The 26,628-nt window shown below is 71.2% G+C and carries 21 protein-coding genes; 18 read left to right on the forward strand and 3 right to left on the reverse strand.

Going from position 1 to position 26,628, the window contains the following annotated elements; all coding sequences use genetic code 11:
- Positions 1-47: 47 nt before the first annotated feature.
- Entirely contained in the window at positions 48-320 is a 273-nt protein-coding gene (gene rpsT / locus PPSIR1_RS22565) for a 30S ribosomal protein S20 (protein ID WP_045116556.1), read from the reverse strand.
- A gap of 242 nt (positions 321-562) precedes the next feature.
- Between rpsT and PPSIR1_RS22570 the strand changes: the two genes are divergently transcribed.
- Together PPSIR1_RS22570 and PPSIR1_RS43520 are read left to right on the forward strand one after the other, a co-directional pair.
- A complete protein-coding gene (locus tag PPSIR1_RS22570) occupies positions 563-1,384 on the forward strand; it encodes a peptidylprolyl isomerase (protein ID WP_232296533.1) in 822 nt (273 codons plus the stop codon).
- A 411-nt stretch (positions 1,385-1,795) separates the two neighbouring features.
- Positions 1,796-3,952, forward strand: coding sequence for a serine/threonine-protein kinase (locus tag PPSIR1_RS43520; RefSeq protein WP_157595848.1), 2,157 nt, complete (start codon positions 1,796-1,798; stop codon positions 3,950-3,952).
- On the opposite strand, the gene PPSIR1_RS22580 is transcribed toward PPSIR1_RS43520, so the two are convergent.
- On the reverse strand, positions 3,922-4,452 hold the full coding sequence (locus tag PPSIR1_RS22580; protein WP_006973476.1) for a hypothetical protein: 531 nt from the start codon (positions 4,450-4,452) through the stop codon (positions 3,922-3,924). The genes PPSIR1_RS43520 and PPSIR1_RS22580 overlap by 31 nt on opposite strands.
- A 249-nt stretch (positions 4,453-4,701) precedes the next feature.
- Positions 4,702-8,616 (reverse strand): hypothetical protein, encoded by a 3,915-nt coding sequence (locus tag PPSIR1_RS22585; protein ID WP_157595849.1) that lies wholly within the window; start codon positions 8,614-8,616, stop codon positions 4,702-4,704.
- A 226-nt stretch (positions 8,617-8,842) separates the two neighbouring features.
- Here PPSIR1_RS22585 and PPSIR1_RS43525 point away from each other — a divergent pair, with 226 nt between their 5' ends.
- The 16 genes from PPSIR1_RS43525 to PPSIR1_RS22665 all read left to right on the forward strand — a co-directional run bounded on the left by PPSIR1_RS43525 (position 8,843) and on the right by PPSIR1_RS22665 (position 26,545).
- Positions 8,843-9,580 (forward strand): YceD family protein, encoded by a 738-nt coding sequence (locus PPSIR1_RS43525; RefSeq protein WP_086001606.1) that lies wholly within the window; start codon positions 8,843-8,845, stop codon positions 9,578-9,580.
- 100 nt (positions 9,581-9,680) lie between these two features.
- On the forward strand, positions 9,681-9,866 hold the full coding sequence (gene rpmF / locus PPSIR1_RS22595) for a 50S ribosomal protein L32 (protein WP_045116547.1): 186 nt from the start codon (positions 9,681-9,683) through the stop codon (positions 9,864-9,866).
- A gap of 144 nt (positions 9,867-10,010) precedes the next feature.
- On the forward strand, positions 10,011-11,198 hold the full coding sequence (locus tag PPSIR1_RS22600) for a phosphate acyltransferase (protein ID WP_006973479.1): 1,188 nt from the start codon (positions 10,011-10,013) through the stop codon (positions 11,196-11,198).
- A gap of 11 nt (positions 11,199-11,209) precedes the next feature.
- Positions 11,210-12,163 (forward strand): ACP S-malonyltransferase, encoded by a 954-nt coding sequence (gene fabD, locus PPSIR1_RS22605; protein WP_045116561.1) that lies wholly within the window; start codon positions 11,210-11,212, stop codon positions 12,161-12,163.
- Between the two features lie 361 nt (positions 12,164-12,524).
- Entirely contained in the window at positions 12,525-13,295 is a 771-nt protein-coding gene (locus PPSIR1_RS22610; protein WP_045116548.1) for a 3-oxoacyl-ACP reductase family protein, read from the forward strand.
- Between the two features lie 59 nt (positions 13,296-13,354).
- Positions 13,355-13,591 (forward strand): acyl carrier protein, encoded by a 237-nt coding sequence (locus tag PPSIR1_RS22615; protein WP_006973482.1) that lies wholly within the window; start codon positions 13,355-13,357, stop codon positions 13,589-13,591.
- A gap of 96 nt (positions 13,592-13,687) precedes the next feature.
- Complete coding sequence (fabF, locus tag PPSIR1_RS22620; RefSeq protein ID WP_006973483.1) at positions 13,688-14,932, forward strand: beta-ketoacyl-ACP synthase II; 1,245 nt, start codon at positions 13,688-13,690, stop codon at positions 14,930-14,932.
- A 139-nt stretch (positions 14,933-15,071) separates the two neighbouring features.
- Entirely contained in the window at positions 15,072-15,539 is a 468-nt protein-coding gene (locus tag PPSIR1_RS22625; RefSeq protein ID WP_006973484.1) for an RpiB/LacA/LacB family sugar-phosphate isomerase, read from the forward strand.
- 6 nt (positions 15,540-15,545) lie between these two features.
- Positions 15,546-16,334, forward strand: coding sequence for a transcriptional regulator NrdR (nrdR, locus tag PPSIR1_RS50810; RefSeq protein WP_086001607.1), 789 nt, complete (start codon positions 15,546-15,548; stop codon positions 16,332-16,334).
- A 13-nt stretch (positions 16,335-16,347) separates the two neighbouring features.
- On the forward strand, positions 16,348-17,448 hold the full coding sequence (ribD, locus tag PPSIR1_RS22635) for a bifunctional diaminohydroxyphosphoribosylaminopyrimidine deaminase/5-amino-6-(5-phosphoribosylamino)uracil reductase RibD (protein WP_006973486.1): 1,101 nt from the start codon (positions 16,348-16,350) through the stop codon (positions 17,446-17,448).
- Positions 17,449-17,514: 66 nt separating this feature from the next.
- A complete protein-coding gene (locus PPSIR1_RS22640; protein ID WP_045116549.1) occupies positions 17,515-18,135 on the forward strand; it encodes a riboflavin synthase in 621 nt (206 codons plus the stop codon).
- Positions 18,136-18,174: 39 nt separating this feature from the next.
- Positions 18,175-19,320 carry a 3,4-dihydroxy-2-butanone-4-phosphate synthase gene (gene ribB / locus PPSIR1_RS22645; RefSeq protein ID WP_157595851.1) on the forward strand — a complete coding sequence of 382 codons (1,146 nt, stop codon included), beginning with the start codon at positions 18,175-18,177 and terminating at the stop codon, positions 19,318-19,320.
- 134 nt (positions 19,321-19,454) lie between these two features.
- Complete coding sequence (locus tag PPSIR1_RS22650; RefSeq protein WP_006973489.1) at positions 19,455-20,804, forward strand: bifunctional phosphopantothenoylcysteine decarboxylase/phosphopantothenate synthase; 1,350 nt, start codon at positions 19,455-19,457, stop codon at positions 20,802-20,804.
- Complete coding sequence (locus PPSIR1_RS43530) at positions 20,801-22,195, forward strand: uracil-DNA glycosylase (protein ID WP_006973490.1); 1,395 nt, start codon at positions 20,801-20,803, stop codon at positions 22,193-22,195. The genes PPSIR1_RS22650 and PPSIR1_RS43530 overlap by 4 nt, the downstream gene beginning before the upstream one ends.
- Positions 22,196-22,921: 726 nt before the next feature.
- The gene (locus tag PPSIR1_RS43535; RefSeq protein ID WP_006973491.1) at positions 22,922-23,647 is read left to right on the forward strand and encodes an HU family DNA-binding protein; all 726 of its coding nucleotides are present in this window, start codon (positions 22,922-22,924) and stop codon (positions 23,645-23,647) included.
- 228 nt (positions 23,648-23,875) lie between these two features.
- Positions 23,876-26,545, forward strand: coding sequence for an MMPL family transporter (locus PPSIR1_RS22665; RefSeq protein ID WP_157595852.1), 2,670 nt, complete (start codon positions 23,876-23,878; stop codon positions 26,543-26,545).
- Positions 26,546-26,628: the final 83 nt, after the last annotated feature.

Consider the following 26,628-nt stretch of genomic DNA (forward strand, 5'->3'; position numbering starts at 1 on the left):
GAGGGGGCTCTTTGCTCTTGGGATGGCTGAGCGGTGACGAGGCGAGGTCAGGCTTGGGCCGCCGCCTTGTTGACGGCCACGGTCAGGCGCGAGGCGTAGCGGGAGGCGGTCCGGCGGTGGATGACGCCCTTGGAGTTGGCCTTGCCGATGGCGTGGAGGGCCTGGGGGAGGGTGCTCTGGGCGGTCTCGAGGTCGCCCTCTTCGATGGCCCGGCGGACGCGCTTGATGTAGGTCCGCATGGTGCTCAGGTGGAGCAAGTTGCGGGCGCGCCGCTTGAGGCGTTGACGGTTGCGCTTTTCGGCCTGCTTATGGTTCGCCATGGTCGAGTCTCGTCTCGTGGGGGTCTCGTCGTGCTCGTTCCGCGAGTTCGCGGCCCTGGCCGCCATCCCGGGGCCGAGGGTCGCCTGTTGTGTCCCTTTCCCCGGGGCTTGTCAAGCAGGTCCGGGCCAGTCACCCTGGCCCCCGGATGCGTCCGCACTCTCGCCCAGGCTCCCCCCGCCCCCGCCTCGCCCTCGTCGCTGGCGTGGGCGCCGCGCTCGTGTGCACTGGGCTCTGTGCCTGCGTGTTCACCCCTCCGCCGCCCTTGCCGGGGGAAGAGGAGGCCGAGCCCCTCGGCCGCGGGCGGACGGCCCAGGGCCCAGGGCCTGGGGCAGGCGGGGCAGGCGGGGCAGGCGGGGCTGGCGGGGCGTCGACGAGCGAAGACGGCCGGGATGTGCGCGAGTTCACCCGCGGGCAGGAGGCCCCGGTGGGCATGAGCCTCGACGAGATTCGCGCCTACAACGAGGCCCAGGGCGACCCCGTCGAGGGCTTCGTGGACATCGACGTGGCCCTCGCCGGGATCCCGGGCCCCGCCGACGGCGAGCTGTGGGCCGAGATCGTCACCAGCCGCGGCGTGATCGACTGCCGGCTGTTCGAGCGCCTGACCCCGGTCACCGTCGCCAACTTCGTGGCCCTCTCTCGGGGCTTGCGGCCCTGGTACGACCGCGACGCCGACGCCTGGGTCGACGGCGAGCCCTACTACGACGGCTCGACCTTCCACCGCGTCATCCCGGGCTTCATGATCCAAGGCGGCGACCCCACGGCGACGGGCCGGGGCAACCCGGGCTACGTCATCCCCGACGAGGTCCACCCCGAGCTCGCCCACGACGGCGGCGCCCTGAGCATGGCCAACAAGGGCCCGAACACCGGCAGCGCCCAGTTCTTCGTGGTGCTCGAGCCGGCCCCGCACCTCGACGGCGCGCACACGGTGTTCGGCCGGTGCACGGTCGGCGGGGTCGAGGTCGCCAACGCCATCGCCAGCGTGGCCGTGGGCGCCAACGACAAGCCCGTCGAGGACGAGCGCGTCGAGACGGTCCGCATCGTCCGTCGCCCGCCCTCGGAGTGAGCTGGCAGCCTGACGGAGGGCGAGGGCGCCTGGGATCCTGCGTTGCGCTGCAGCGTGGGCAAAGTCATGCTCGTGCGCTCAAAAAATACGGGCACATCGCTGCCCGGCAAATGCTCATAGTTTGATCTTGCAGAGGCGCGTGCTTCGTCGGCCCGAGGGTCCGCGTCGTCGCCAGGATTGTTTGCCTGGGGGTGGCAGGCGGATATGTCGTATTTTTCAATTTGCGGCCAAGCTCACGCGAGCGGTGTCCCCCGCGAGCTGGGACGATCTCGCTTGGATGGACGGTGGTGGGTCTGGAGCGCGCGTCAACGTTCGCTGTCCCGAGCATCAGCCACGCACTTTCGGGAACACTACAGTGCGGGCGCTACGCTTTACGCCGAGGGCGCAATCGACATATTCGGGACCCCGGTCATGGCGAGGTCCAGCACATCCAACACGGCGTCCGGGCGGTGGGCGGCGCCAGAGCGCCTGGGCCGCTACCTCTTGCTGCGCTCGATCGGCGCGGGGGGCATGGGTGAGGTGTTCGCGGCCTGGGACCCCCGGCTCGAGCGCGAGGTCGCCGTCAAGGTGCTCACGCTCCTGGGCGAGGACTCGGCCGGCCGGGCGCTGTCGGAGGCCCGCTGCCTCGCGCGCCTGCGCCACCCCAACGTCGTCGGCGTCCACGAGGTCGGCGAGTGCGGCGGGCGGGTGTTCATCGTCATGGAGCTCATCGACGGGCCGAACGCGCGGGTCTGGCTGGGCAGCGCGGCGCGCTCGTGGGAGCAGATCCTCGACGTGCTCGCGGGGGCCGGGCGGGGGCTGGTGGCGATCCACGACGCGGGCCTGCACCACGGGGACTTCAAGCCCGCGAACGTCCTCGTCGACCGGGACGGGCGGGCGCGGGTCGTCGACTTTGGCCTCGCGGGGGCGGTCGAGCCGGGCTGGCGCCGGCGGGCGAGCACCTCCAAGCTCGACGTCGACGCGCTCGTGGCCGAGGCCGCGGGCTGGGCCGCCGAGCATCTGGAGGGCCCAGGCGCGCCAGCGCGGAGTGATTCCTGGACTGGGACCGGGACCGGGACCGACGGCCTGTCCGTGGCCGGGACCGTGCCCTACATGGCCCCCGAGCGCCTCACCGGCGCGGCCGGGGACGCGCGCTCGGACCAGTTCAGCCTGTGCGTGGTGCTGTGGGAGGCCATCCATGGCGTGCGGCCCTTCGTGGGCGGGTCGGCGGAGCAGCTGCTGAGCGCGATCGCGGTGGGTCGGGTCAGCAGCGGGGCCCAGCACGGCTCGACGATGGCGCCGAGCCTGGCCCGAGAGCTCGACGCGATCTTGCTGCGCGGCCTCGAGCCCGACCCGGGGCGGCGCTGGCCGACTCTGCGCGCGCTCTTGGACGCCCTCGACGGCCTGCGGGAGCCCGCGCGCGTTCGAGAGCGCGCAGACACACCCGCGAGCGGAGGAGGGTACCGCCTGGGCTTGGCGGGGGCCCTGGGCGCCGCGGTGGTCCTCGGCTTGGGCTTGTTCGCGCAGGCCGAGCCCCCGGGCCCGGGCCCGATCGCGCCCGCGTTGGCCGAGGCCGACGAGCTGGGCGCCTGCGCCCCCGTGTTCGACGGCCCTCGCGGCGACCCGGGCAGCCCGAGCTGGCGCGCCTGGACCGAGTCGGCGCGGCGGGTCGAGCTCGCCCTCGGCGTCGGGGCGCACGAGCGCGCAGCCGAGGAGTTCGAAACCCTGGCCGAGCTCCGAGAGCAGGCGGAGGGCGAGGACTGGACCGCGCGGGCGAGCATCCGCGAGGCCGTGTGGCGGGCGGAGGTCGAGCGGGCGAGAGGGTCCTTCGAGGCCAGCGCCGCGCGCCTGGGCGAGGCCCTGGCTCGAGCGGAGCAGCAGGGCCTCGAGCGAGAGCGGCTGCGCGTATCCACGGCGCGCCTGCGGCTGTGGACCAGCGCAGGCGTGCGCGAGCGGATCGTGGGGGACGACCTGGCCCGGGTCGCCGCCTTGAGCCCGCGCCTGGAGCTCGGTTGGGTCGAGCAGCTCGACGTCGCCGTCGCGCAGCTTCGCGCCGGCGCGCGGCTCCGGAGCGTGGACACGGACGCGCTGACGGACGCGGCCTCGAAGCTCGCGGGGCTGGTCGGTTGGGAGCCCTCGCGGCTTCGCGTCGAGCGCGGGCTCGCGGAGCTCGAGCTTGCGCTGGTTCAGGGCGAGGTTGGAGCGGAGAGCCTGACTCGGGCCGAGGCCATCCTCGAGCAGGCTCGCTCGCAGCTTCACCCCGAAGCCCCCGAGCGCGTCGCGGCCGTGGTGGTCGCCGCTCGCGTCGACGCGTGGCTCGGAGACGAGCTCCGGGCGGCAGCGCGCCTCGAGAGCTACGCCCATCGAGGTGCGCCCGCGGGGCGGGGTCTGGCGCTCGCTCGGGAGCTGCTCGCCGCCCCAGAGCCCCTGCCTCCGAGCTTGCGGGTCTACGTTCTCCAGGCCGCCTCGGAGGTGGACGACGCGGAGGCTCTACTCGCGCGCGCGTGCCCAGGGCTGAGCGAGGCGAGCGGCGGGATCACGCTCGAGCTGTGCCGGGCTCACAGCACGTTGCCCTCGAGGCAGCTGTAGGTCCCGTCCTCGTTGCTGACCCCATCGTGGCACCAGACTACGGAGCCGCCGCAGGGCCCGGCGAGCATGTAGCACTGGTCCATCCCGTGGCAGCACATCGCGTACTCCTCCCCGAGCTCCGAGCCCTCGTCGTAGTCGCCCGCGCAGCCGAACACCTCGCAGTAGCTCGGGGCCTCGTAGACGCAGGTGACGTTGCCGTCTGAGGCGAGCTCGGCGAGCTCGCAGTAGACCAGCGACAGCGCCCCGCAGCCGCCCACGGGGACCTCGGCGCAGCGGCCTTGATCGCAGCACAGCTCCTCGCCCCACCACGGGCCGCGGCCTGGCGCGGTTGGTTCGCAGTAGCGAGGGTGGCCGAATTCGTCGAGCTCGTCGCAGTAGTCCGGGGCCGTCGGCCCGGCGGCGGCAGGGCCCGTCGACAGGCCGATGGCGGCGACGAAGGCGGGGATCGAGACGCGGGCGAGTCGCCCGGAGGTGGGGAAGGGAGATGCTTGACTGCGCATGGCTCCGATCTAGCCAGCGCCGGCCCCGAGCGCCGCAATCGGAGCGACTCGGGGCGAGCTCGCTAGGTTCGTCAAAACGGCCCGAAGACCCGCCACGATCGAGCGCGGATCTTCGTGGCGAGGCAGCGGCGATCGATCGGGCTCAGGGCTTGGCGTCGCCGCCGGTCTCCGCCCCGGCTCCAGCCTCGACCTCGACCTCGCCCTTGCGCTTTCGCTTCCGCCGCTTGCGCTCCTTCGAGCGTTTGGGCTTCAGCGCCTTGGGCTCGAGCTTGATCTTCCCGCCGAACAGCCACAGGTAGCGCTCGCCGTCCTCGTTGCCGCCGCCGACGATCCAAAACAGCGCGCGCCAGTGCAGCTGCGGGGGCTGGCCCTCGGCCTCGCGCCGCCAGCTCGCCAGGCCCGGGCCGATGAGGTGCCCGACCTTCTCGGGGGTCGCCCGGCGGGCGTAGAGCGCCGGGACCAGCTGGGTCTCGGTCTCCTTGTTGGGGTTGCGGACGTCGTACCAAAGCGGCATGCCCACGGTGACGCGGCGCTTGTCGTTGGCGAAGTGCCACACGAGCGGGAACTGCACCGCGTTGTTGTGCTTTTTGTTGCGGTGCTGGACGAACAGGCCGGGGATGACCGCGGTCCACTTCTCGCCCTTGGCCATGTTGTTGTCGCGCAGGTAGAGCGGCAACAGCCAGTGCAGGCGCCGCTCCTTGTAGGCGTCGCGCAGGAAGAACAGCGGCGGGAGCACGGCGGTGCTGACCTGGTGGGGGCGCTTGAACTGCCACACCAGCAGCGACGACTGCCACCAGCTCCGATCCTCGCGGTGCCGGCTGATGTACAGCGGCGGGAGCGCCCAGGTCGTGCTGATGTCCTTGTAGGGCTTGCCGTCGGGGCCCTTTCGGTAGCCCTTGTGGTAGGCGATGATCGGCCACAGGAAAGTCGTGGCCTGCTCGTTGGTGACCTTGCGGTAGACCAGCGGCGCGTACCAGCCAGCTCCTTGCCGGGCTTGTGGGCGACGCCGCCGAGCAGGGTGTAGAACTTGAAGCCGGGCTCCTCGCCGCCGCGCTGGCGGTCGAACCAGTACAGCGCCAGGGCCGAGTGGGTCCGCCGACCCTCGCCCGCGGGCCGCCCGTCCTTGCCGTAGAAGAACAGCGGGAAGCTGCCCCACAGCGTGTAGCGCTTCTCCGGGAGGTCCTGGGCCTGGAAGCCGCCCTTTTGGTAGCGGAACAGCAAGGGCACCACGCCGGTGAAGCGGTAGTTCTTGCGCAGGCGGTGGATATCGTAGAAGAGCGGGAAGGCGATGCCGGCCTTGACGAAGTCGTGGTTGCCGTGGACGCCGACGACGAAGGGGAAGGCCATCCAGGTCCGCCCGCCGCTGGGCCGCACGCGGTCGAACCACAGCGGCAGCGCGACGGTGGTCCGCTCCCGGGCTTCCTTGTCCTCGAGGCTGACGATCAGCGGCGGGACCACGAGCAGGCGGCGCTTGTCCGAGTCCTCCCAGTAGGCGAGGGGGCCCAGGCCGCTGATCAGCTTGTCGCGGGTCAGCCGGTGGTAGTAGGGGCCCGCGACCAGGGTGTGGGTCCGGCGGGTGCGGTCGCGGGAGTAGAACACGACCAAGCTGGCGTCGATGTCGACGCCCCCGGGCTGGCGCTGGCCGAAGTACAGCGGCGCGATGGCCAGGGTGTTGCGCGGCTTGTCTCCGCGGATGCGCCCGCGCCAGATCAGCGGCGTCCAGATGTCGAGGTCGCGCTCGGGCCGGCGGTCGCGGACGTAGAGCGGGAACAAGACGTCCGTCGAGCCCGTGCGCTGGCCGGCGCCGTCGAGGCGGACCTCGTGGTGGAACAGGGGCGCCAGGCCGCCGCCGCGCTTGCCCGCCTCGGCGCCTTGGTTGTTGAAGCCGTAGGCGAGCAGGCCGACCCAGCCGTTGCCGTCGGGCCCGCGCTTGGCCCCGCCCAGGGGCGACAGGTGCAGGGTCGAGTCCCCGCGCTGGCGTCGGTAGTAGAGCGGGAACAGGGCCGAGTCGCGGTGGCGGACGCTCTGACCGTCGAGGGTCAGCTCGCGGCGCACGTCCCAGGCGAGCAAGCCCGCGCCGATGGTCTGGCTCGTCGGCGTCTTGGTGCGCACGAACAGCGGCCAGACGGTCCGGCTGGTCTGGGCCTGCTTGTCCTCGACGTGGCCAAAGAGCAGGGGCGGGATGACGGTGTAGCGCTGGCGATCGTCGTTGGCGGCGACGAACAGGGGGACCAGGCCGGCGCGGAAGCCCTGGGCCCGGCGCTGGACGTAGAGCGGCGGGACCACCCAGGTGTCGTGCTGGCGCTCGGGATCCTCGCTCTCGTCGCGCACGTGCCAGAACATCGGCGTGACGACCTGGTAGCTGCGCGTGCCCTTGCGCCCGGCGAAGGTCAGCAGGGGCGGGGCGCCGAAGCGGGCGTAGCCGCTGCCGTCGGTGGCCCGGGCGTCGCCGAGGGTGCTGCGGTAGACCAGCGGGCCCACGCCCCAGGCGCTGCGCTCGGCCCCGGGGGTCTCGAAGTTGGCGTCGCGCCAGAACAAGCCGGCGGCGACGAGCTGGCGGCTGCGCTCGGGCGAGTGGTGGACCCAGGTCAGCAGCGGCAGGGATCCGCCGCCGCCGCCTCGGGGCGTGCCGTCGGGGCCGCGGTCGCGCCACATCGAGAAGGCCAGGGTGTGGACGGCGGTGCGCTCGGGGCTGCGCCGCCACATGGCCAGGGGCGCGAGGATGTTGAGGGAGGCGTCGTTGCGCAGGTCGGCGAAGCGCAGCCACAGCGGCGCCGCCCAGGTCACGCGTTGGTTGGGGTCGCGGATGTGCCCGACCAGCGGGCTCGCCCAGGTCTTGCGATCGACGAGCTTGTCGTGGTGCCCCCAGACCAGCGGCGTGACCATGGTCAGGCTCGCGTCGCGGTCTTGGGTGCGGAAGGTCAGCAGCGGCGGGATGGCCCAGGCCGAGCGCTCGCGGGCCGCGTCCGTGCGCCGGATCCACGGGATCGTCCACAGCTCCTTGCGGTTGCCGAACTCGCGGCTTTGCCAGTGGAACAGGGGCAGGACCGTGCGGTGGGTGACGCCGGTGCCCTCGTTGCGGCCGCCGAAGTAGAGCGGGCTGACGTCGAGGGTTCGCAGGCCCTTCTTGAACCGGAAGAACACCGGGGCGGCGACGAAGTGGCGGCGGTCGTTGTCGACCAGATCGTCGTCGAGCTTCGAGTGCCCGTACCAAAACAGCAGCGCCGACATGCCGAAGAAGCGGTCGGGCTCCTTGGTCTGGTAGTGCAGCGGGAAGACGAACAGGTTCTTGACGTACTTGTTGCCCCACCACCACACGAGGGGGAACTGCCCGAAGTTGAACTCCTCGCCGACGCGGCGGTAGCCCATCAGCAGGGGCAGGGCTGCCCACACCGTCTTGTGCTCGCTGAAGCCTCCAAAGTAGAGGCCCAGGGGGTTCATCCACCGCTTCTTGCCGCGCTCTTTGTTGTAGTACGCGAAGGTGAAGCTGAGGTCCGCGTGGAACAGCTTCTCGGGGTGGCCGTCCTTGGGCTGGCGGTGGACGAAGAGCGGCGGGAAGGTCAGCGCCTTGGTCGTGTGCGTGTCGTAGTCGCGCTCGAGCCAAAAGGGCGGGACGGTGCGCTTGCGCTGGAGCGTGGGCGTCTCGAGCTCGAACTCGGCCTCGCCCTCGCCGGCCAGCGTGGCGTCGCCTTCGGTCTCGCCTTCAGTCTCTACGGGAGCCGCGGGCGTCGTCGTGGCCGCGCCAGGGCGCACGGGGATGGTCGCGCCGCTGGGCACGGGGGCCGGCTGGGTCGCGCCGCCGGGCTGACCGGGCTGACCGGGCTGACCGGGCTGACCAGGGCTGGGAGGCGGCGCCGCGAGGGCGCCCGCCGAGAAGCCAGCAGGGGAGGGCGCGCGCAGCCGTCCCGGGAGGTCGAGGGCGCGGCTGCGGGCGGCGGCCGGGTGCGGCTGGAGTCGGGCCGCGACGGGGGCCGAAGGCGGGGGCAGCAGCAGCACCCGCTCGTGACCGTCGAGGGCGCTCGCCTCGGTGAGGGCGGGGCCTTCGGGGTCGTCCAGCTCCGAGGCCGACGCGACGCCCGTCCACGACAGCACGAGCCCGAACACGGCGAGGGCGAGGGTCCGTCGTGGGCGGCGGCGGGGGTTCTTGCGGGGGCGCGGGCGCATTCGAGTGCGGGGGTCGGGTCGGTCGGGCCAACGCCGTGGGCGTCTCCGACTTGCAGACCCGGGGTCCGAAGTCGCGCGAGGGTATGCGAAGCGACCGGGGAGGGCCAGCGTGGAGTTGGCGCAAAGTCCGCTCGCCGCGTCCATCGAGTCGCTCCGTGGACACCGCGGACGGACCGGGGTCTGCGCTTGCCTGGGGCAGACCCCTGTACTACCTAGACTCGCTCCAATGGCCGAAGCGCAGACTCCAGAAGATCCCTTGGCGGCCCTTCGCATCGATCTCGACGAGCTCGAGGAGGGTCGCCACGAAGTCGAGGCGAGCTTGCCCCAGGCGTGGATCGGCGAGGTGCTGTCGAGCACCGACGCGCAGACGCGCGACGACGGCCGGGCGCACCTCGAGCTCGACGTCCAAGGAGATCGGACCGTGCTGGTCCGCGGTCGCCTCGAGCTCCGCTACGTCGTGCCCTGTGCCCGCTGCCTCGACGACGCCTTCGTCGACGTTGGCTCGGAGACGCAGGACCTGTGCGTGACCTACGTGCCCGCCGAGCGCCTGCGCCAGTGGGCCGAGGTCAGCGGCGAGGCCCTCGAGGGCGAGGGCGACGAGATCGAGCCCCTCGATCCCAGCGAGCTCGACGAGCTCGGCTACGAGGGCAAGCACCTCGACCTGCGCGAGCTCGTCAGCGAGCAGATCCTGCTCGCCTATCCCATGCGGGCTCTGTGCGCGCGCGGGGAGGCCTGCCTGGGTCTGTGCTCGAACTGTGGGGCCAACCTCAATCACGCCGTCGAGGGCGACCCCGAGCTCGCGGCGGCCGGATCGCCCCCGAGCGCGTGTCCCAAGTGCGGTCATCGCCTCGACGGATCGGAGCCCGAGGGCGCCGCGGACACGCCCTGGAAAAAGGCCCTGGCTGGGGTCTCGCTGCAGGATTCGGGGTCCGAGGGGAAGGGCGGCGGGGGCTCGAAGGGCTGAGCATCCGTACCGCAACCGTGAGCTGAGTCTCCAAGAAAAAGCGCTCCCCCTCTTTCATCTCGTCGCCAAACCATTCACACTCCCGCTCCCCGAGGAGCCCATGGCAGTCCCCAAAAAACGCAAGTCCAAGTCTCGACGCGACATGCGGCGTGCCAATCACGACCGCCGGACCGCGCCGGTGCTCTCGTCCTGCCCCAACTGCGAGGAGCTGATGCTCAGCCATCGCGTTTGCCCGGCCTGCGGCTACTACAAGGGTCGCCAGGTCGTCGAGGTCGAGCAGGACTGAGCGCCTCGGGCCACGTTGGTGGCCCGCAGCGACAGGTCCAATCAATTGGGCTCGGGCCAAGAGGCTCGAGCCCATCGGTAATTGTCATGGCCGTGTCCCGGCTGGGCTCTCACGTCCACGACTCAGCCCTGATACCCTCCGCGCATGCCCACGGCTGAGCCCGAGCATCGGGTTGCCCTCGACGCCCACGGCAGCGACGGACGCCCGGGGGTCGAGGTCGCCGCAGCGATCCTCGCGGCCGAGGCCGCGCTCGGCGTCGACCTGGTCGGCGATCGCTCGCGCCTCGAGCCCGCCCTGCGCGAAGCCCTCGACGCGCGCGCGCGCGCGGCCAAGCTCGACGGGCCCGCGCGCGAAGCCCTCGAAGCGGCCGTCGCCGAGCGCGTGGCGATCGTCCACGCGAGCCAGGAGATCGCCATGGACGAGAGCCCCGCGCGGGCGGTGCGGGCCAAGCCCGAGGCCTCGCTGTGCGTGGCCATCGCCCGGGCGCGCGGGGGAGGCCCCTGCGTCGGCGCGGTGTCGGCGGGCAACTCGGGGGCGCTGCTCGCCGCCGGTACCATGGGTCTCGGGCGTTACGCTGGCGTCGATCGTCCCGCGATCCTGACCGCGATTCCGCAGGTCACTCACGGTGCAAAAGACGAGGGCTCACGTGGGGATTCGCGTGCAAGCTCGACCGCGGCAGGGCCTAGCACACTGCTCCTCGACGCCGGCGCAAACGTCCGCTGCCGGCCCCTGAACCTGGTGCAGTTCGCGGTCCTCGGGGCCGTGCACGCGAGCGCTCGGGCCGGTCGCGAAGCGGGCGCGCGGCCCCGGGTGGCAGTGCTGGCCAACGGCACCGAAGCGGGCAAGGGCACGGAGCTGACGAGGACCACCCACGACCTGCTCAGCGCCCATTCCAGCCCCTCTTTCGAGTTCGTCGGCTACGTCGAACCGGCCCAGCTGTTCGGCCCGGCGTGCGACGTGGCCGTGACCGACGGGTGGACCGGCAACATCACCCTCAAGGTCGCCGAGGCGGCCATGGCCGCGTGGCCTCAGCTGCTGCGCGAGGCCCTTCGCGGCAATCCCTTGCCGGCCCCTGCACGATCGGCACTCGCCGCCGTTCGTGGCCGCGTCGACCCCAACGCCCACGGCGGCGCACCCCTCGTCGGGGTCGACGGCACGCTCATCATTTGCCACGGTGCCAGTGAACCCAGGGCGCTGGTCCACGCCGTGAACTTGGCTGGACGCTACGCGCGAGCGAAGATAGGCGAGGCCTCGCGCGAGGCCCTCGCCGCCCATCGAGAGCTGTTCGCAGCAGCCTCGAGTCAGCGCCTCGGGAGGTCACAGCGACAGTGAGCGACACCGTGATGAACGAGAACACGACCACCGCGTTCATGTTTCCAGGGCAGGGCAGTCAGGCCGTCGGCATGGGCAAGGCCCTCTACGACCAGTTCGAGGAGGCCCGCCAGACCTTCGCCGAGGCCGACGCGGCCCTCGGGGAGAACTTCACCAAGCTCGTCTTCGAAGGTCCCGAGGAAGAGCTGGCGATGACCGCCAACACCCAGCCGGCGGTGTTCACCACCTCGATGGCGGCGCTGCGCGTGCTCCGGGCCCGGGTCGATGTCGAGCCGCGCCTGTGCCTGGGCCACAGCCTCGGCGAGATCACGGCGCTGGTGTCCGTCGGCAACTTCAACTTCCGCAACGGCGTGCGCCTGGCCCGGCTCCGCGGCCAATCCATGCAAAAGGCGGTGCCCGCGGGCATCGGCGGCATGGCGGCGATCATGGGCATCGACCCCGAGGCCGTCGACGCGATGTGCACCAAGGCCAGCATCGACGGCGAGGCCGTGCAGCCCGCGAACATCAACGGCCCCTCGCAGGTCGTCGTGGCTGGCCACGCCGCCGCCGTCGAGCGCGTCGCCGACATGGCCCACGACATCGAGGGCGGCCGCGCCGTCACCCTCAAGGTCAGCGCGCCCTTCCACTGCCAGCTGATGCAGCCGGCCGCCGAGGCCCTCGACGAGATGCTCGGGATCCTCGACTTCCACGCGATGTCGGCCCCGGTCATCTCCAACGTCGAGGCCGACGCCAACTTCGACCGCGAGCGCGTCCGCGGGCTGCTGGTCCGCCAGGTCACCAGCCGCGTGCGCTGGGACGCCTCGGTCCGCAAGGCCATCGAGCTCGGCTGCACCACCGCCGTCGAGCTCGGCCACGGGAAGGTGCTCCGCGGCCTGTGCCGGCGCATCGATCGCAGCCTCAAGGTCCACTCCTGCGGCGAGCCCAAGGACATCGCCAAGCTGATCGAGATCTTCGGCGAGCAGTGAGCTGACTGCTGCGAGGGGACCGTCGTTACCCAGGTCACGGTTCACCCCGCACGCTTGGCGCGCAACCCCTTGCACGTTCTGAGCGTGGCCCGAGCAGACCCGAGAGGCGAGGGGACCCCCACTGAGCCGGGGAGTGTCGGAGAAAGGGCGCCGTAGGGCGCCCGACGACGCCCCCGGCTCTCGCGCGTGCGCGCGGCGAGTCCGGGTCACGCCGGGCCCCTTCGTCGTGGGGCCTCGGCAGGCGTCTGCACAGACCGTGCAGGCGCGTCGAGAGCCCTGCGCGAGGTTGTGACCCCGCGGCGAAATTCAGCTCCCCAGACCAGTGACAAGCGATTTGTCGTGCGCTACACGTCGTCCCGCGATGACGGGCCTGCCGCCATCTTGGTCCCTTTCTGACTCCGTAGCCCTCGTGACTGGCGGCTCCCGGGGCATCGGGCGATCCATCGCCCAAACCCTCGCTGCGCGCGGGGCCGCGGTGGCGGTCAACTATGCGCGCAACGAGGCCGCGGCCCAGGAAGTCGTGGAGGCCATCGAGGCCGCGGGTGGCAAGGCCATCGCCGTCGGCTTCGACGTCGCCGACCCCGACGCCGTCGCGGCCGGGGTCAAGCGCGTCGTCGGCGAGCTCGGCGGCCTGCAGATCCTGGTCAACAACGCGGGCATCTCCATCGACGCGCTGCTGATGCGGGCCAAGCCCGAGGACATGCGCCGCATCCTCGCGGTCAACCTCGAGGGCGCGCTGACCTGCAGCAAGGCCGCGTCGCGCCACCTGCTCCGGTCCAAGGCCCGCGGCCGCATCATCAACCTGTCCAGCGTCGTGGGCGAGACCGGCAACGCCGGCCAGAGCATGTACGCCGCGTCCAAGGCCGGCCTGCTCGGGCTGACCAAGTCCATGGCCCAAGAGCTCGCCGCCCGCGGGGTCACGGTCAACGCCGTCACCCCCGGCTTCATCGAGACCGACATGACCGACGCCGCGCTCCAGGGCGACGCCCGCGACAAGCTCATGGCCAAGATCCCGCTCAAGCGCATCGGCCAGCCCGCGGACATCGCCGAGGCCGTCGCCTACCTGGCCTCGCCCGCCGCCGCCTACGTCACCGGACACGTGCTCCGGGTCAACGGCGGCATGGCGATGTAGCCGCTGAAAATTTTCTCACCCAGAATTCAAAACCCCCAGACACTTCGAAAGTAAGCATCATGTCCGACGACATTCTGAACAAAATCAAGGGGATCATCGCCGAACAGCTCGACGTGGGCGAGGACGAGGTGACCGCCGAGAAGAGCTTTACGGACGACCTGGGCGCCGACTCCCTGGCCATCGTCGAGCTGGTCCTGGCGCTCGAGGAAGAGTTCGAGGTCAAGATCCCCGACGACCAGGTCGACGGCATCAAGACCGTCGGCGACGCCGTCAACTACATCCAGAACAACAAGTAGTCGAACCGTCCCGCACGGGACGAGTCGCCCCGCCTCCCTCCGCCGTCGCACGACGGAGGAGCGGTAGTCGGGGCGAAAGCGATTGAGAGACTCTTCGTGGCAGACCGCAAAGTAGCCGTCACCGGCATCGGCATCATCTCGCCCCTGGGCAACGACCTCGAGTCGACCTGGGCCTCCGCGCTCGCGGGGCGCAGCGGGGTGGGGCCGATCACCAAGTTCGACGCCAGCAGCTTGCCGACTCGGATCGCGGCCGAGGTCCGCGACTTCGAGCCGACCAAGTACTTCTCGAAGAAGTACCTGCGCCAGATGGACCCCTTCATCCAGTACGCCGTGGCGACCTCGTACATGGCCCTGGAGCACGCGGGCCTGCACGAGGACAAGCCGCCGGCGGAGCGCACCGGGGTCTACATCGGATCGGGCCTCGGCGGCATCACGACCATCGAGAACACCTTCGAGAAGATGAAGGAAAAGGGCTGGCGGCGCGGCATCAGCCCCTACTTCGTGTCCGGCCTGATCATCAACCTCGCCGGCGGCCAGGTGTCGATCTTCCACGGCCTCAAGGGCCCCTCGATGAGCCACGTGTCGGCCTGCTCGACCGGGGCCCACTCCGTCGGCGAGGCCGCGCTGGCGATCCGCTACGGCCGCGCCGACGTGATGATCGCGGGCGGCACGGAGTCGACGATCACCCCGCTGAGCGTCGGAGGCTTCTGCGCCGCGCGGGCCCTGAGCCAGCGCAACGACGACCCGACCAAGGCCTCGCGGCCCTTCTCGGCCAGCCGCGACGGCTTCGTGATGAGCGAGGGCTGCGCGCTGCTGGTGCTCGAGGAGTACGAGCACGCCAAGGCCCGCGGCGCCAACATCCTGGCCATGGTCTCGGGCTACGGCGCGACCTCGGACGCCCACCACGTCACCGCGCCGCACCCGGAGGCCGAGGGCGCCCAGGCCTGCATGCGCCTGGCCCTCGAGGACGCTGGTCTGGCCCCGGAGGCCATCGGCTACATCAACGCCCACGGCACCTCGACGATGGCCGACGCCGTGGAGACCATGGCGATCCGCGGGGTGTTCGGCGACCACGCCGAGAAGCTGGCGGTGTCCTCGACCAAGTCCATGCACGGGCACATGCTCGGCGCGGCCGGCTCGATGGAGGGGGCGCTGTGCTGCCTGGCCCTCGAGCGGGGCGTCCTCCCGCCGACCATCAACCTCGACGATCCCGACCCGGCTTGTGATCTCGACTACGTGCCCCACGAGCCCCGCCGCGTGCAGGTCGAGCACGTGCTCTCGAACAGCTTCGGCTTCGGGGGCACCAACGCCTGCCTGGTCTTCTCGCGTCCGCCGGGCTGATTGTTTGCCCAGGGCTTCTCTCCGAGAGGCCCCCGAACGACCCCCGTCGTCGCCACCCATCCGCGGGGCGAGCGGGGGTCTTCGCTTGCGCGAACGCGCGCTGGCGCGAGCGGGGCAAAAACCAGCTACAAACACGGTGATGCGATTCCACGTCGGAAGCGATCACGGCGGCGTCGAGCTGCGCAAGGTCCTGGTGGCGGCCCTCGCCGAGTGGGAAATTCCCGTGCTCGCCGAGTACGGCCCCGCCGCGCCGGGCGAGAAGGCGGACTACCCCAACGTCGCCCGCGAGCTCGCGCAGGCCGTGCTTCGTGACCGCGGCCAAGGCGGCGGCGAGGACGTGTTCGGTCTGCTCGTGTGCGGCACCGGCCAGGGCGTGGCGATGACCGCCAACAAGGTCCCGGGCGTGCGCGCCGGCGTGGTCTCCGACGTGTTCAGCGCCAAGATGATCCGCGCCCACAACGACGCGCAGGTCCTGTGCCTGGGCGAGCGCGTGCTGGGCACGGAGCTCGCCAAGCAGCTGCTCCGAGCCTTCATCGACGCCCCCTTCGAGGGGGGCCGCCACGCCCGGCGCGTGGGGTTGATGGAGCCGGCGGGGGAGGAGCGCTGAGCCCCGGTGGAGTGCCCGGTCTGCGGCGGACGGAACACCAAGGTCGTCGACTCCCGCGACAGTCGGGACGGCGTCCGTCGCAGGCGTGTGTGCAACGAGTGCGGGCACCGCTTCACGACCCGCGAGCGCATCGACGAGACCCTGCCGATGGTGCTCAAGCGCACCGGTGAGCGTCAGCCCTTCGACCGCAACAAGATCCGCCGCGGCCTCGACATCGCTTGCCGCAAGCGCGGCATCTCGTCCGAGGGCCTCGACCGCATCGTGCAGCAGATCGAGACCTGGGCCTCGACCAAGGGCGACCGCGAGATCGACTCCGAGGAGATCGGCGAGCGCATCATGCATCACCTCTACGCCCTCGATCAGGTCGCCTACGTGCGCTTCGTGTCGGTCTACCGCAGCTTCGACAGCATCGCGGAGTTCGAGCAGCTGCTGCGCGAGATGCAAAAGGCCGAGCGCGTGAACATCGAGGGGCAGCGGACCTTGTTCCCCGACGCGGGACCGCGCGGGACCCCGCTCGGCGCCGCCGCTCGCATCGGACGGCGCAGCCGTACGGACGCCAGCGCCAAGGACGGCAAGGACGGCAAGGACGGCAAGGCCGCCTCGGACGAGAGCCCGGCCGCCGCCGAGGGAGAGGTCAAAGCCAAGGCCAAGAAGAAGCCCCGGCGCAGCCGCGCGCGCAAGGCCAAGGCCAAGGCCAAAGCCAAGGACGCGCCAGAGCACGAGCATGAGGCAGCCGTCGCCGACGCGACCACCACCCCCGAGGTGGCGACGCCCGAGGCCGCGGGCACGAACTGAGAGCGCCCCAGCCATGGCAGCCAAGCAGCGAGACGCCGCGCACTGGATGGGTCATGCCCTTCGCCTGGCCAAGTCGGGCACGGGCGCGACCTACCCAAACCCCTGCGTCGGCGCCGTGCTCGTCAAGAAGGGGGTCGTGGTCGGGCGGGGCCGATCGGACGTGACCGGGGGTCCCCACGCCGAGGTTCGGGCGCTGCGCCAAGCTGGCGCGGCCGCTCGCGGCGCGGCCATGTACGTCACCCTCGAGCCCTGCAGCCACCGCGGCCGCACGCCGCCCTGCGTCGACGCGATCATCGAGGCGGGCGTGAGGCGGGTGTGCATCGGCGTCGAGGACCCGGCGCCGCACGTCGGGGGCAAGGGCATCCGCAAGCTGCGGCGCGCGGGCCTCGAGGTCGAGGTCGGCGTGTGCGGCGATCAGGCCCGGTCGATCCACGCCCACTACCTGCACCACGTCGCCACCGGTCGGCCCTTCGTGACCCTCAAGGTCGCCAGCTCCATCGACGGGCGCCTGGCCACGGCCAGCGGCGACAGCAAGTGGATCACCGGCGCGGCGGCTCGCAAGAGCGCGCATCGCTTGCGGGCCCTGCACCACGGCATCGCCGTGGGCTCGGAGACCGTGCTCCGCGACAACCCTGGCCTCGACGTGCGCCACGTCGACGGCGTCGATCCCATCCCGGTGATCTTCGACAGCCGCCTGCGCGTGACCGCGGCCAAGCGCGCCGAGCTGAAGTTGATGCGCGCGGGCGTGCTCGTGCTCTACACCGCGCGGGCGTCGAAGACGGCGCAGGCCCGGCTCGCGCGGACGCCGGTGGAGGGCGTGGAGGTCCCCGGCGACGCCGAGGGGCGCGTCGACATCGAGGCCGCCCTCGAACTCCTCGGCGCCCGTGAGCTGCGATCGCTGATGGTCGAGGGCGGCGGCAAGCTGCTCGGGAGCTTCGTGGCCGCGGACGCCTTCGAAGAGCTGTGGGTGTACCGCGCCCCGGTGATCCTCGGCGAGGGGCGGCCCATCCTCGCGGGCCTGGCCTTCGACGAGGTGGCGAGGGCCCCGCGCCTGCGCCAGCACAGCACGCGCAAGCTCGGCGATGATCAACTCACGGTCTACGCCCGGGCGTGAGTCGGCGTCGATCCCCCGCCGGGGTGGGGCGTCGGTATGTGCATGGGGAGGTGCTATACCGTCGCCGTGTTCACCGGCCTGGTGCAGTCTACTGGCGTCATCGAGGCGATCACCGACGCGTCCGAGGCCAAGCGCCTGCGCATCGGAGCGTCCCTCGCCGAAGGCGACCGAGCGCTCGGGGCGAGCGTGTGCGTGTCGGGGGTCTGCCTGACCGTCACCGACTCCGGCCCGGACTTCTTCACCGCTGACGCCGCCTTCGAGACCCTCGCCGTGACGACCCTGGGCGGGCTCACGGTCGGATCCAAGGTCAACCTCGAGCCCTCCCTGCGCGTGGGCGACTCCCTCGGCGGGCACCTCGTCAGCGGCCACGTCGACGGCGTCGGGCGCCTGCGCCGGGTCGAGGCCCGCGGCGACGCCCGCGAGTGCTGGTTTTGGGCGCCGGAGGAGCTGCGCCGCTACGTCGCCGTCAAGGGCTCGATCACCGTCGACGGCGTCAGCCTCACGGTCAACGCCGTCGACGACGAGGGCTTCATGGTCGGGCTCATCCCGCACACCCTCGAGGTCACGACCCTCGGCGCGCTGATCGACGCGCTCGCTGGGGCAGGGGAGGGCGAGGAGCCCCGCTGCAACCTCGAGGTCGACCTCCTCGCCCGCTACGTCGAGCGCCTGCTCGGCGCGCGGGCCTAGATCGAGATTCAAACCCAAGGACCACAGGGAGCAGTGAGCGTGAGTCGAGAGCAAGAGCGAGTCGAGCGAGCCGTCGAAGCCATCCGTCAGGGCCGCATGGTGGTCATGGTCGACGACGAAGATCGAGAGAACGAGGGCGATCTGGTCATCGCCGCCGAGCACTGCGACGCCGAGGCCGTCAACTTCATGACCAAGTACGGGCGCGGGCTGATCTGCCTGGCGCTGACCTCCGACCGCGTCGAGGGGCTTGGCTTGCGGATGATGGTGCCGACCGATCCCGGGAGCATGGGCACGGCCTTCACCGTGTCCATCGAGGCCCGCGACGGCGTGACCACGGGCATCTCCGCGGCCGACCGCGCGCGCACCATCGAGGTCGCCTCGGACCCCAAGTACGGGGCCGGCGACATCGTCAGCCCAGGGCACATCTTCCCCCTGCGCGCCCAGCCGGGCGGCGTGCTGGTCCGCTCGGGCCACACCGAGGGCAGCGTCGACCTGTCTCGCCTGGCCGGCTGCTCGGCGGCCGGGGTCATCTGCGAGATCATGCGCGACGACGGCGAGATGGCGCGCATGGACGACCTCGAGGCCTTCGCCCGGGAGCACGACATCCCGATCGTGTGCATCGCCGACCTCATCGAGTACCGCCTGCGCCGCGAGTCGCTGATCGAGGAGATTGCCCGGGCGCCCTTCGTGTCCCCGGTGCTCGGCATCACGGCGGACGACGGCTGGACCATCCGCAGCTTCCGCTCGCTCGTGGAGCCGGTCGGGCGCTTCATCGCGCTGACCAAGGGCGACCTGTCCGGCGACGACCCGGTGCTGCTCCGGGCCCAGCGGGCGCAGCTGGTCGGGGACGTGTTTGGCTTTGGGGACGACTCGGCCACGCGCTTGCGGGCCAGCCTGGCGCGCATCGACGAGGAGGGCCGGGGGGCGTTCTTGTACGTGCTCGGCGGGTCTGGCTACGACGTCGAGGCCGAGCTGCACCTGGCGGGCGAGCGGGGCGAGCTGCCCGAGGCGCCGGGCTTGCGGCCGCGGGAGTCGGGCTTTCGGGACTTCGGGCTCGGGGCCCAGGTGCTCAAGCACATGGGCGTGTCGAAGATTCGGGTGCTGACCAACAACCCGCGCAAGATCGTGGGGCTCGAGGGCTTTGGGATCGAGGTCGTTGGCAGCGCGGGGATTCAGGCGCCCTAAGGCGTCGAGCGAAAGCGTTCGACTTGGCGGGGGTGCAGGCGTTGGTCTGCGTCCCCCGCCGGCAGCGCGCGGCCACCCCCACCTGGCCACCCCGTGCGCAGCTCCCCTCCAACCCTGAGCTACACTGCCCCTCCATGGCCGTGGCCGACACGCCGACCAAGCTCCTGCTGATCGTCTCGGGGGGAATCGCCGCCTACAAGGCGCCGGACCTCGTGCGCAAGCTGATCGCCGCTGGGTTCGAGGTGCAGGTGATCGCAACCTCGGCCGCGCTGGCTTTTTGTACGGAGCTGTCGCTGGCGACGGTCAGCGGCCGACCCGTGCGCACGAGCTTGCTCGACCCGGCGCAGGAGGGGAGCGTGGGCCACATCGAGCTCGCGGACTGGCCGGACCTGGTGCTCGTGGCTCCGGCGACGGCGGACTTGATGGCGCGGGCGGCCCACGGTCTGGGCAACGATCTGGCGACGACGGTCTTGCTCGCCACGGTCGCGCCGGTGCTGTGGGCCCCAGCGATGAACACCAACATGTGGCGGCACCTGGCCACGCAGGCGAACCTGGCGACGTTGAGCGCGCGCGGGGCGAGCTTTTGCGGTCCGGACCGCGGGGCGCTGGCCTGCGGCTGGGTGGGGGAGGGGCGAATGATCGATCCGCCGGTCCTCGCGGCGGCGGCTCGGGCTCTGGCCGATGGTGGGGAGCACCCGGAGCTGCGCCGGGGCGCGCTCGCGTCGGCCGTCGGGGCAGCGACGGCGGGGCCACCGAGCGCGGACTGGCGGGGGCGGCGGGTCTTGGTCACGGCGGGGCCGACCCGGGCGTACCTCGATCCCGTGCGCTTTTTGTCCAACGCGTCCACGGGCGTCATGGGCTTTCGCCTGGCCGAGGCTGCCGCCGCCCGAGGGGCTTGGGTCACCCTGGTCGCGGGGCCCGTCGGTCTCGACACGCCGGCGGGGGTCGAGCGCGTCGACGTCGAGACGGGGGCGCAGATGCTGGCGGCATGCCGTCGAGCGATGAACGGGGAGGACGGCGGGGCGGCCGTGGACGCGGTGATCAAGGTGGCCGCGGTGGCTGACCTGGTGCCCGAGCGGGCGGCCACGGAGAAGGTCGACAAGGGGCAGGTGCTCGACTCCCTCGCCACCATGACCTGGCGCAGCGAGGTCGACATCCTCGCGACCTTGGTCGCCGAGCACGGCGAGCGCACGCGCTTTTTGGGCTTCGGGGCGCAGACCGTGGACGGGCAGGGGAGCGAGGCCCAAGTCGAGGCGCGGCTGGTCGAGCTGGGCGAGGCCAAGCGCATGCGCAAGGGCTGCGACGCGCTGTTCGTCAACCGCGTGGGTGTCCCCGACACGGGCTTCGGCACGCCGACCAACGCGGGCGTGTTGATCTTCGCGGGGGGGGAGCACCGCCCCTCGGGGCCGCCCCGAGACAAGGGCGAGCTCGCAGGCTGGATACTCGACGAGCTCGCCAGCGCGTGGTGGGAGGCAGAGTCTTGAGCGAGGCGGGCGAGCTGGATCCGCAGCGCGAGGTCGCCGCGCTGGCGCGGGCCTTTTCGGCCCACCTCGAGCACCTGCGCGACTTCCGAGGGCTGCGCTACGTCGGCGCTTCGGCCATGGAGGTCAGCGAGGGCGACTCGGCGAACGAGGGACTGAGCTACCAAGAGCGGGCAGAGGTCGACTCTCGAGGCGCGATGGCGGCGGACGCCGTCGTCGAGTACGCGGCTTCGTCGGAGCCGGAGCAGCTTCCCCCACGGGCGGAGGCGGTCGTTGTGACGCCTTCGGTTTCGCCGCAACAACCGGCGCACTCGCCTGGACCCCCGGCGCAGCAACAGCGACCGGCACGGGAGCAGCGACCGGCGCAGCAACAGCGACCGGCGCAGCAAGAGCGACCGGCGCAGCAACAGCGACCGGCGCAGCAACAGCGACCGGCGCAGCAAGAGCGACCGGCGCAGCAAGAGCGACCGGCGCAGCAACAGCGACCGGCGCAGCAAGAGCGACCGGCGCAGCAGCGAACGGAGCGACGCCCCGCCGTGGGAGCGAGGCAGCAGCCCCGAACCAGCGGAGCGCCGCGGCAGGACGCCCGCCGCGGCCCCGAGCGGGGTGCTCCGAGCCAGGCTCCGGGGGCGCGCTCGCAGCCCGACGCCAACGCCAACGCCAACAAGGGCACGCTGCGTCGTCAGGCCGAGCAGTGGCCCGCGGCCAAGAAGCTGGCCTACCTACGCGATCGCAGCGTGGGCGACTGCCGGCGCTGTCGCCTGGCCGAGACCCGGCGCAACCTCGTGTTCGGCGTGGGCAACCCCGACGCCGACATGATGTTCGTCGGCGAGGCGCCTGGGGCCGAGGAAGACCGCCGCGGTGAGCCCTTCGTGGGCGCGGCGGGGCAGCGCCTCGACGCCTGGCTGCACGAGCTCGGGCTGCAGCGATCGGAGGTCTACATCGCCAACGTGCTCAAGTGTCGGCCGCCGGGCAACCGCGACCCGCACCCCGTGGAGATTCAGCGCTGCTCGCCCTTTTTGCACGCCCAGATCCGGGCCATCCAGCCGCGTGTGCTCGTCGCCCTGGGCCGCTTCGCGGGCTGCCTGCTCCTCGATCGCCAGCTCAAGATGTATCAGATGCGGGGCTCGGTGCACCGCTACCGCGAGCCGAAGACGGGGACCGAGTTCCCCCTCGTGGTCACCTATCACCCGTCCTACGTGCTGCGTCGCGACGCCGAGAACATGCGCCAAGCTCGGGGGGGGCAACGCGGCGGTCGGGGCGGCGGTCGAGGCTCGGGGCCGCAACCAGATCAGCGCGGCCCGATCAAGTCTGAAGGGGCAAAAGTTTTGGCCGATTTGCAGCGCGCGGTCTCCTTGTTTCGCGCGCCGCCTCGGGGCCCTTCGCGCGGCTGATTGAACGTGTGAGCCAGTGCGCGAGTGAGTTCCTTCGCGCGGGAACCCATGACTCATGGCCTGGCCTGGGAGCACCCTGGGCCGCGCCGGGTTTTCGCCACAGGCTCCTCGAGCGCCGATCGGTTTGAGCGCGCGGCCCAGGGTGCGTCTGGGGGCTCGCTGGCTCGGAATGAGCCGAAGCTGTGGTGGGCCCACTGCGAGCGCCGAATGACAAAGCCAGCGAGTTCCCCAGATGTGGCCTGGGTCGTGGGCTCAAACCGATTGACGCTCTAGCAGTCGCCCACCCCGGCCACGCCGGGACCCATGATCCACGAAAGCGTCGTCCACGGACTCAGCTGGCGTTGAACCCGTGGGCGGCTGCCTTTCTCGGTAGGCCGGGGATTTCCTCGACACGAGCCACAGCACGCCCCCAACGCGCGAGTCCTTTGTGCTTCGTTTTGGCTTCGCGGTCTCGCACGCCGGTGACGCACTGTGGCCCGCGCCGAGAAAGTCCCCGGCCTGCTGGCGTCGAGATGGCGGATGGACAACGCGAGCCTGCCCACCGCTTCGGCAGTGGGCGATGTTGATCTCCCGCATTGGTTGACGGGCGGCGTGCCCCCCCCTAGAGTGGTCGACCCGCACGGGTACGACCGTCGCCGCTGAGTCTCGCAGTTGATGCATGACCATCAGGCGCCCGGCTGCTCGTCTTGGCCCGGCCTCGAAGGTCCCGACAACGCCCGCATTCTCATGACGAAGGCTGAACTGATCGACCGCATCGCTCGCAACCGGGACCTGCCGCCGGAGGTCACCAAGAAGGTCATCGCTCAGATTCTGGACCTCGCCTTCTCCGAGCTGTCGACCTACTTCGTCCGCACCCGACTCACGCGCAGCTCCACGCCGCGCTTCACCTTCCCCAAGTTCGGGACCTGGACCAAGAAGACGCGCAGCGGTCGGCGCGGGGTCAACCCGCGCACCCTCGAGCCCATGGACATCGAGGCCTGCGACACCATCGACTTCAAGCCCAGCGCCGAGCTCAAGCGCCTGCTCAACGAGGTCAACAAGGGCGGCGCCAAGGCGGGCAAGGGCGGGGCCAAGAACAAGAGCGCGGCCAAGAAGAAATCGACCAAGAAAAAGGCGGCCAAGAAAAAGGCCGTCAAGAAGTCGAGCAAGAAAAAGCCCGTCGACAAGTCGAGCGTCAAGGCCGGCGTCAAGGCGGGCCGCAAGCGCGCCGACGCGAGCGAGGGCGGGGCCGCCAAGTCGAGCGCCCGCGACGGCTCGAAGGCGAGCAAGAAGACCAAGTCGAAGTCGAAGTCGAGCAAGAGCCGCGGGCCAGGCGGGCGACGTCTGGTCAGCCGCGAGGACGTCGAGCTCGAGCGCTTGGGCGAGCCCTTGCTGCCCGAGGCGCCCCTGCAGGGGGTCCGCCAGGGCCGCGCGAAGTCGCGGCGCAAGAGCTTCGACGAGACCGGCTCCTGAGCGTCAGCCAGGCGAGCTGGCGCGCAAGCGAGTGCACGCAAGTGTGTGCGACAGGTCTCGCGTCCCGGGCTTTGCTTGGCTTCACCCTTGCAATGCCTGGGCAGTAGCGGATAACAGGTCGCGATGTCCGAGCGTGAGCGACTCGATCGGCGACGTGACCGATTCTTCCTCGCCTTCGCAGCCCTGGGTGTCCATCGCCCCAGGGGTGTCTCGGCGCTGCTCGTGCTGATGACGCTGCTGGGGGTGTTCTACGCGACCCAGCTGACCATCACGACCTCGCGCTTTGGCCTGGTCCACGAGGACAACTGGTACCAGCGGCGGATGCTCGACTTCTTCGACGCCTTTGGCTACCCGGACTCGCCGGTGGTCATCGTGCGCGGGGGGACGCCCGAGGACCGGCGCGAGACCGTCGACCGCTACGTCGAGAAGCTCGAGGCCGACCCGCTGTTCGAGGGCCGCGTGCTGGCCAAGATCGACGCCGAGTCGGTCTCGGAGACCCTGCTGATTCAAGAGCCGGGGGCCCTCGCCGAGCTGCGCCGGCAGCTGCCGCCCGAGGCCGACCTGCCCGGCGCAATCGAGGAGGGTCTCGAGGGCGTGTTTGGCCTGCTCGAGGGGCAGATGCTGGCGGCCCTCGACGGTGAGCTCGAGGTCGACCCCAAGCAATCCGCCGAGGGGCTCGAACGCCTCGGCGCGCTCGCCAAGGCCCTCGACGGCAAGCTCGCGGAGGACGCGGGGCAGGGTGAGCCCGTCGACGGGGCCGCGCTGCTCGAGGCCCTCGCGGGCGAGGAGCTCAGCGAGCGCCTGCCCACGGACGAGGACATGCGCGAGCGCGGCCTCGACCCGGAGGGCTACTTCATCTCCAACGACGGCGAGCACCTGCTCGTGGCCGTGTTCCCGGAGTTCGGGGGCGACGAGGTCGACGACTACGGCCCGGCGGTCGAGACCATGCGCTCGATCCAGAAGGAGCTCGACTATGCCGGAGACACGGAGCTCCTGCTCACCGGGTTGCCCTTCCTGGTCATCGACGAGGAAGGGGTGCTGGCCAACGGACTGATGCGCGTGACTATCGGAACCGGTGTCGGCATCTTCTTGCTGCTGACCTGGGCGTTCCGGTCGCTGCGCCGGACTATCGCCGCGCTGATCCCGATCGCCGTCGGGACTGCGGTCAGCCTCGGCGCGCTGCGCATCTTGTTCGAGAGCCTCGACCCCATCTCCTCGGCCTTCGGCGCCGTACTGATGGGCTTGGCCATCGACTTCCCCGTCCACCTGATCGCGCGCTACGACGAGGACCTGCGCAAGGGCCGGACGCGTGGCGAGGCCCTGCGCTCGGCGCTGTGCAAGGCGGGCCCCGGCGTGGTCACGGGCGCGGTCACGACGGGCCTGGCCTTCCTGACCGTGGCGACCACGGAGTTTACCTCCTACGGCGAGCTGGGCATGGTCACGGCCATCGGGCTGTTCGTCTCGCTGGTGGTCTCGCTCATCGTTCTGCCCCTCGTGTTCGGGCGCGGCGATCTCGAGGCCAAGGAGACCCCGGCGGAGCCGCGCAAGATCGCCTCGAGCGTGGCTCGGATCGCCGGCAAGGCGCCGATTCTCGTCGTCGGGGCGAGCGTGCTCTTCGCCCTGATCGGCACCGCGCTGACCCCCGACTACAACCCGCGCTACCTCGACTACCTCCCCCCGGGCTTCGAGCCGACCAAGGCCCTGCGCGTGCTCGAGAACGACGGCGCCATGTCGCCCTGGTTCGCGTTCGCCACGGCCGACGACATCGAGCAGGCCCGCGACCGCGCCGAGGACCTGCGCGAGCAGTCCTCCGTCGCCCACGTCGACAGCCCCTCGGACCTGCTGCCCGAGCTCGACGACGCCAAGCTGGCCAAGCTGCGCGCGGACTTCGAGGGCCTCGAGCGCGAGCCCGACTGGGCCAAGCTCGCCGATCGGCAGCCCAAGGCCGCGGACCTGAAGGCCAAGGTTCAGGACATCGTCGACGCCCTCGACGAGCTCAGCTTCGCCGCCGAGCAGGCCGACCAGGGCGAGGCCGCGGCCGCCAAGATCGCCGCGACCAAGGAGGCCTTCGAGGGCCTGGCCAAGCGCCTCGAGACGGTGCCGGCCGAGCGCGCCGGGGAGACCCTCGACGCCATCGAGAACGACATGGCCGCGTACATGGGGCCGGCCTGGGGCCTGGCCGCGAAGGTCGCCGAGCGCGGCCACTGGGAGGCCGGCGACCTGCCGCCGATGTTCCGCAAGCGCTTCGTGGCCACGGACGGGAGCGAGCGCCTGGCCCTGTTCGTCTACCCGACCCCGGACGTGCACTCGGGCCTCGACGGCAACATCGCGGCCAAGCGCTTCGCCGAGCAGCTCGAGTCCATCGATCCCCAGGCGGCGGGGCAGGGCGTGACCCTCTACCGCCACAACCTGATGATCGTGCATGGCTTCCAGCGCGCGACCTTCTTCTCGGCCTGCCTGGTCATCGTGCTCTTGCTCCTCGACTTCGCCAGCTTGCGCAAGGCGCTGCTCGCGATCTTCCCGGTGGTCATCGGCATGGGCTGGATGCTGGGCATCTTCGGCCTGCTCAACCTGCGCATCAGCGTGGCCAGCATCGTCGTGCTGCCGTTGATGTTGGGCATCGGGATCGACGCGGGCGTCCACATGATGCACCGCTGGGAGATCAACGCGACCCACAACGGCGGGGTCGCGCGCATCCGCGAGGTCGTGGAGGGCACGGGCGGCGCGGTGCTGCTGTCCTCGCTGACCACCATGGTCGGCTTCGCGGGGCTGCTCCTCGGTCGCCACCGCGGGATGATGGAGCTCGGCGGGACCATGGTGATCGGGATCGCCTGCACGCTCATCGCCAGCGTGGTCGTGCTCCCGGCCCTGCTCGTCGCTCTGGACCGGGCGAAGTAGAGGACGCTTCGTCGACCAAAAAAGCGAAGCGCGCCCCGACCGTGAGGTCGCGGGCGCGCTTGGTGTTGGGGGGAGCGGTGCGC

Origin of the sequence: Plesiocystis pacifica SIR-1, assembly GCF_000170895.1 — a bacterium.
Lineage (GTDB): Bacteria > Myxococcota_A > Polyangia > Nannocystales > Nannocystaceae > Plesiocystis > Plesiocystis pacifica.

Coding starts and splice junctions, on each gene's coding strand:
- PPSIR1_RS43525 (WP_086001606.1), top strand. CDS start 8,843: ATGGCCGAAGCGCAGACTCCAGAAGATCCCTTGGCGGCCCTTCGCATC.
- PPSIR1_RS43535 (WP_006973491.1), top strand. CDS start 22,922: ATGACGAAGGCTGAACTGATCGACCGCATCGCTCGCAACCGGGACCTG.
- PPSIR1_RS43520 (WP_157595848.1), top strand. CDS start 1,796: ATGGCGAGGTCCAGCACATCCAACACGGCGTCCGGGCGGTGGGCGGCG.
- fabD (WP_045116561.1), top strand. CDS start 11,210: ATGAACGAGAACACGACCACCGCGTTCATGTTTCCAGGGCAGGGCAGT.
- PPSIR1_RS22610 (WP_045116548.1), top strand. CDS start 12,525: ATGACGGGCCTGCCGCCATCTTGGTCCCTTTCTGACTCCGTAGCCCTC.
- PPSIR1_RS22600 (WP_006973479.1), top strand. CDS start 10,011: ATGCCCACGGCTGAGCCCGAGCATCGGGTTGCCCTCGACGCCCACGGC.
- rpmF (WP_045116547.1), top strand. CDS start 9,681: ATGGCAGTCCCCAAAAAACGCAAGTCCAAGTCTCGACGCGACATGCGG.
- PPSIR1_RS22580 (WP_006973476.1), bottom strand. CDS start 4,452: ATGCGCAGTCAAGCATCTCCCTTCCCCACCTCCGGGCGACTCGCCCGC.
- ribD (WP_006973486.1), top strand. CDS start 16,348: ATGGCAGCCAAGCAGCGAGACGCCGCGCACTGGATGGGTCATGCCCTT.
- PPSIR1_RS22625 (WP_006973484.1), top strand. CDS start 15,072: ATGCGATTCCACGTCGGAAGCGATCACGGCGGCGTCGAGCTGCGCAAG.
- PPSIR1_RS22650 (WP_006973489.1), top strand. CDS start 19,455: ATGGCCGTGGCCGACACGCCGACCAAGCTCCTGCTGATCGTCTCGGGG.
- PPSIR1_RS22665 (WP_157595852.1), top strand. CDS start 23,876: ATGACGCTGCTGGGGGTGTTCTACGCGACCCAGCTGACCATCACGACC.
- PPSIR1_RS22615 (WP_006973482.1), top strand. CDS start 13,355: ATGTCCGACGACATTCTGAACAAAATCAAGGGGATCATCGCCGAACAG.
- rpsT (WP_045116556.1), bottom strand. CDS start 320: ATGGCGAACCATAAGCAGGCCGAAAAGCGCAACCGTCAACGCCTCAAG.
- PPSIR1_RS22585 (WP_157595849.1), bottom strand. CDS start 8,616: ATGCGCCCGCGCCCCCGCAAGAACCCCCGCCGCCGCCCACGACGGACC.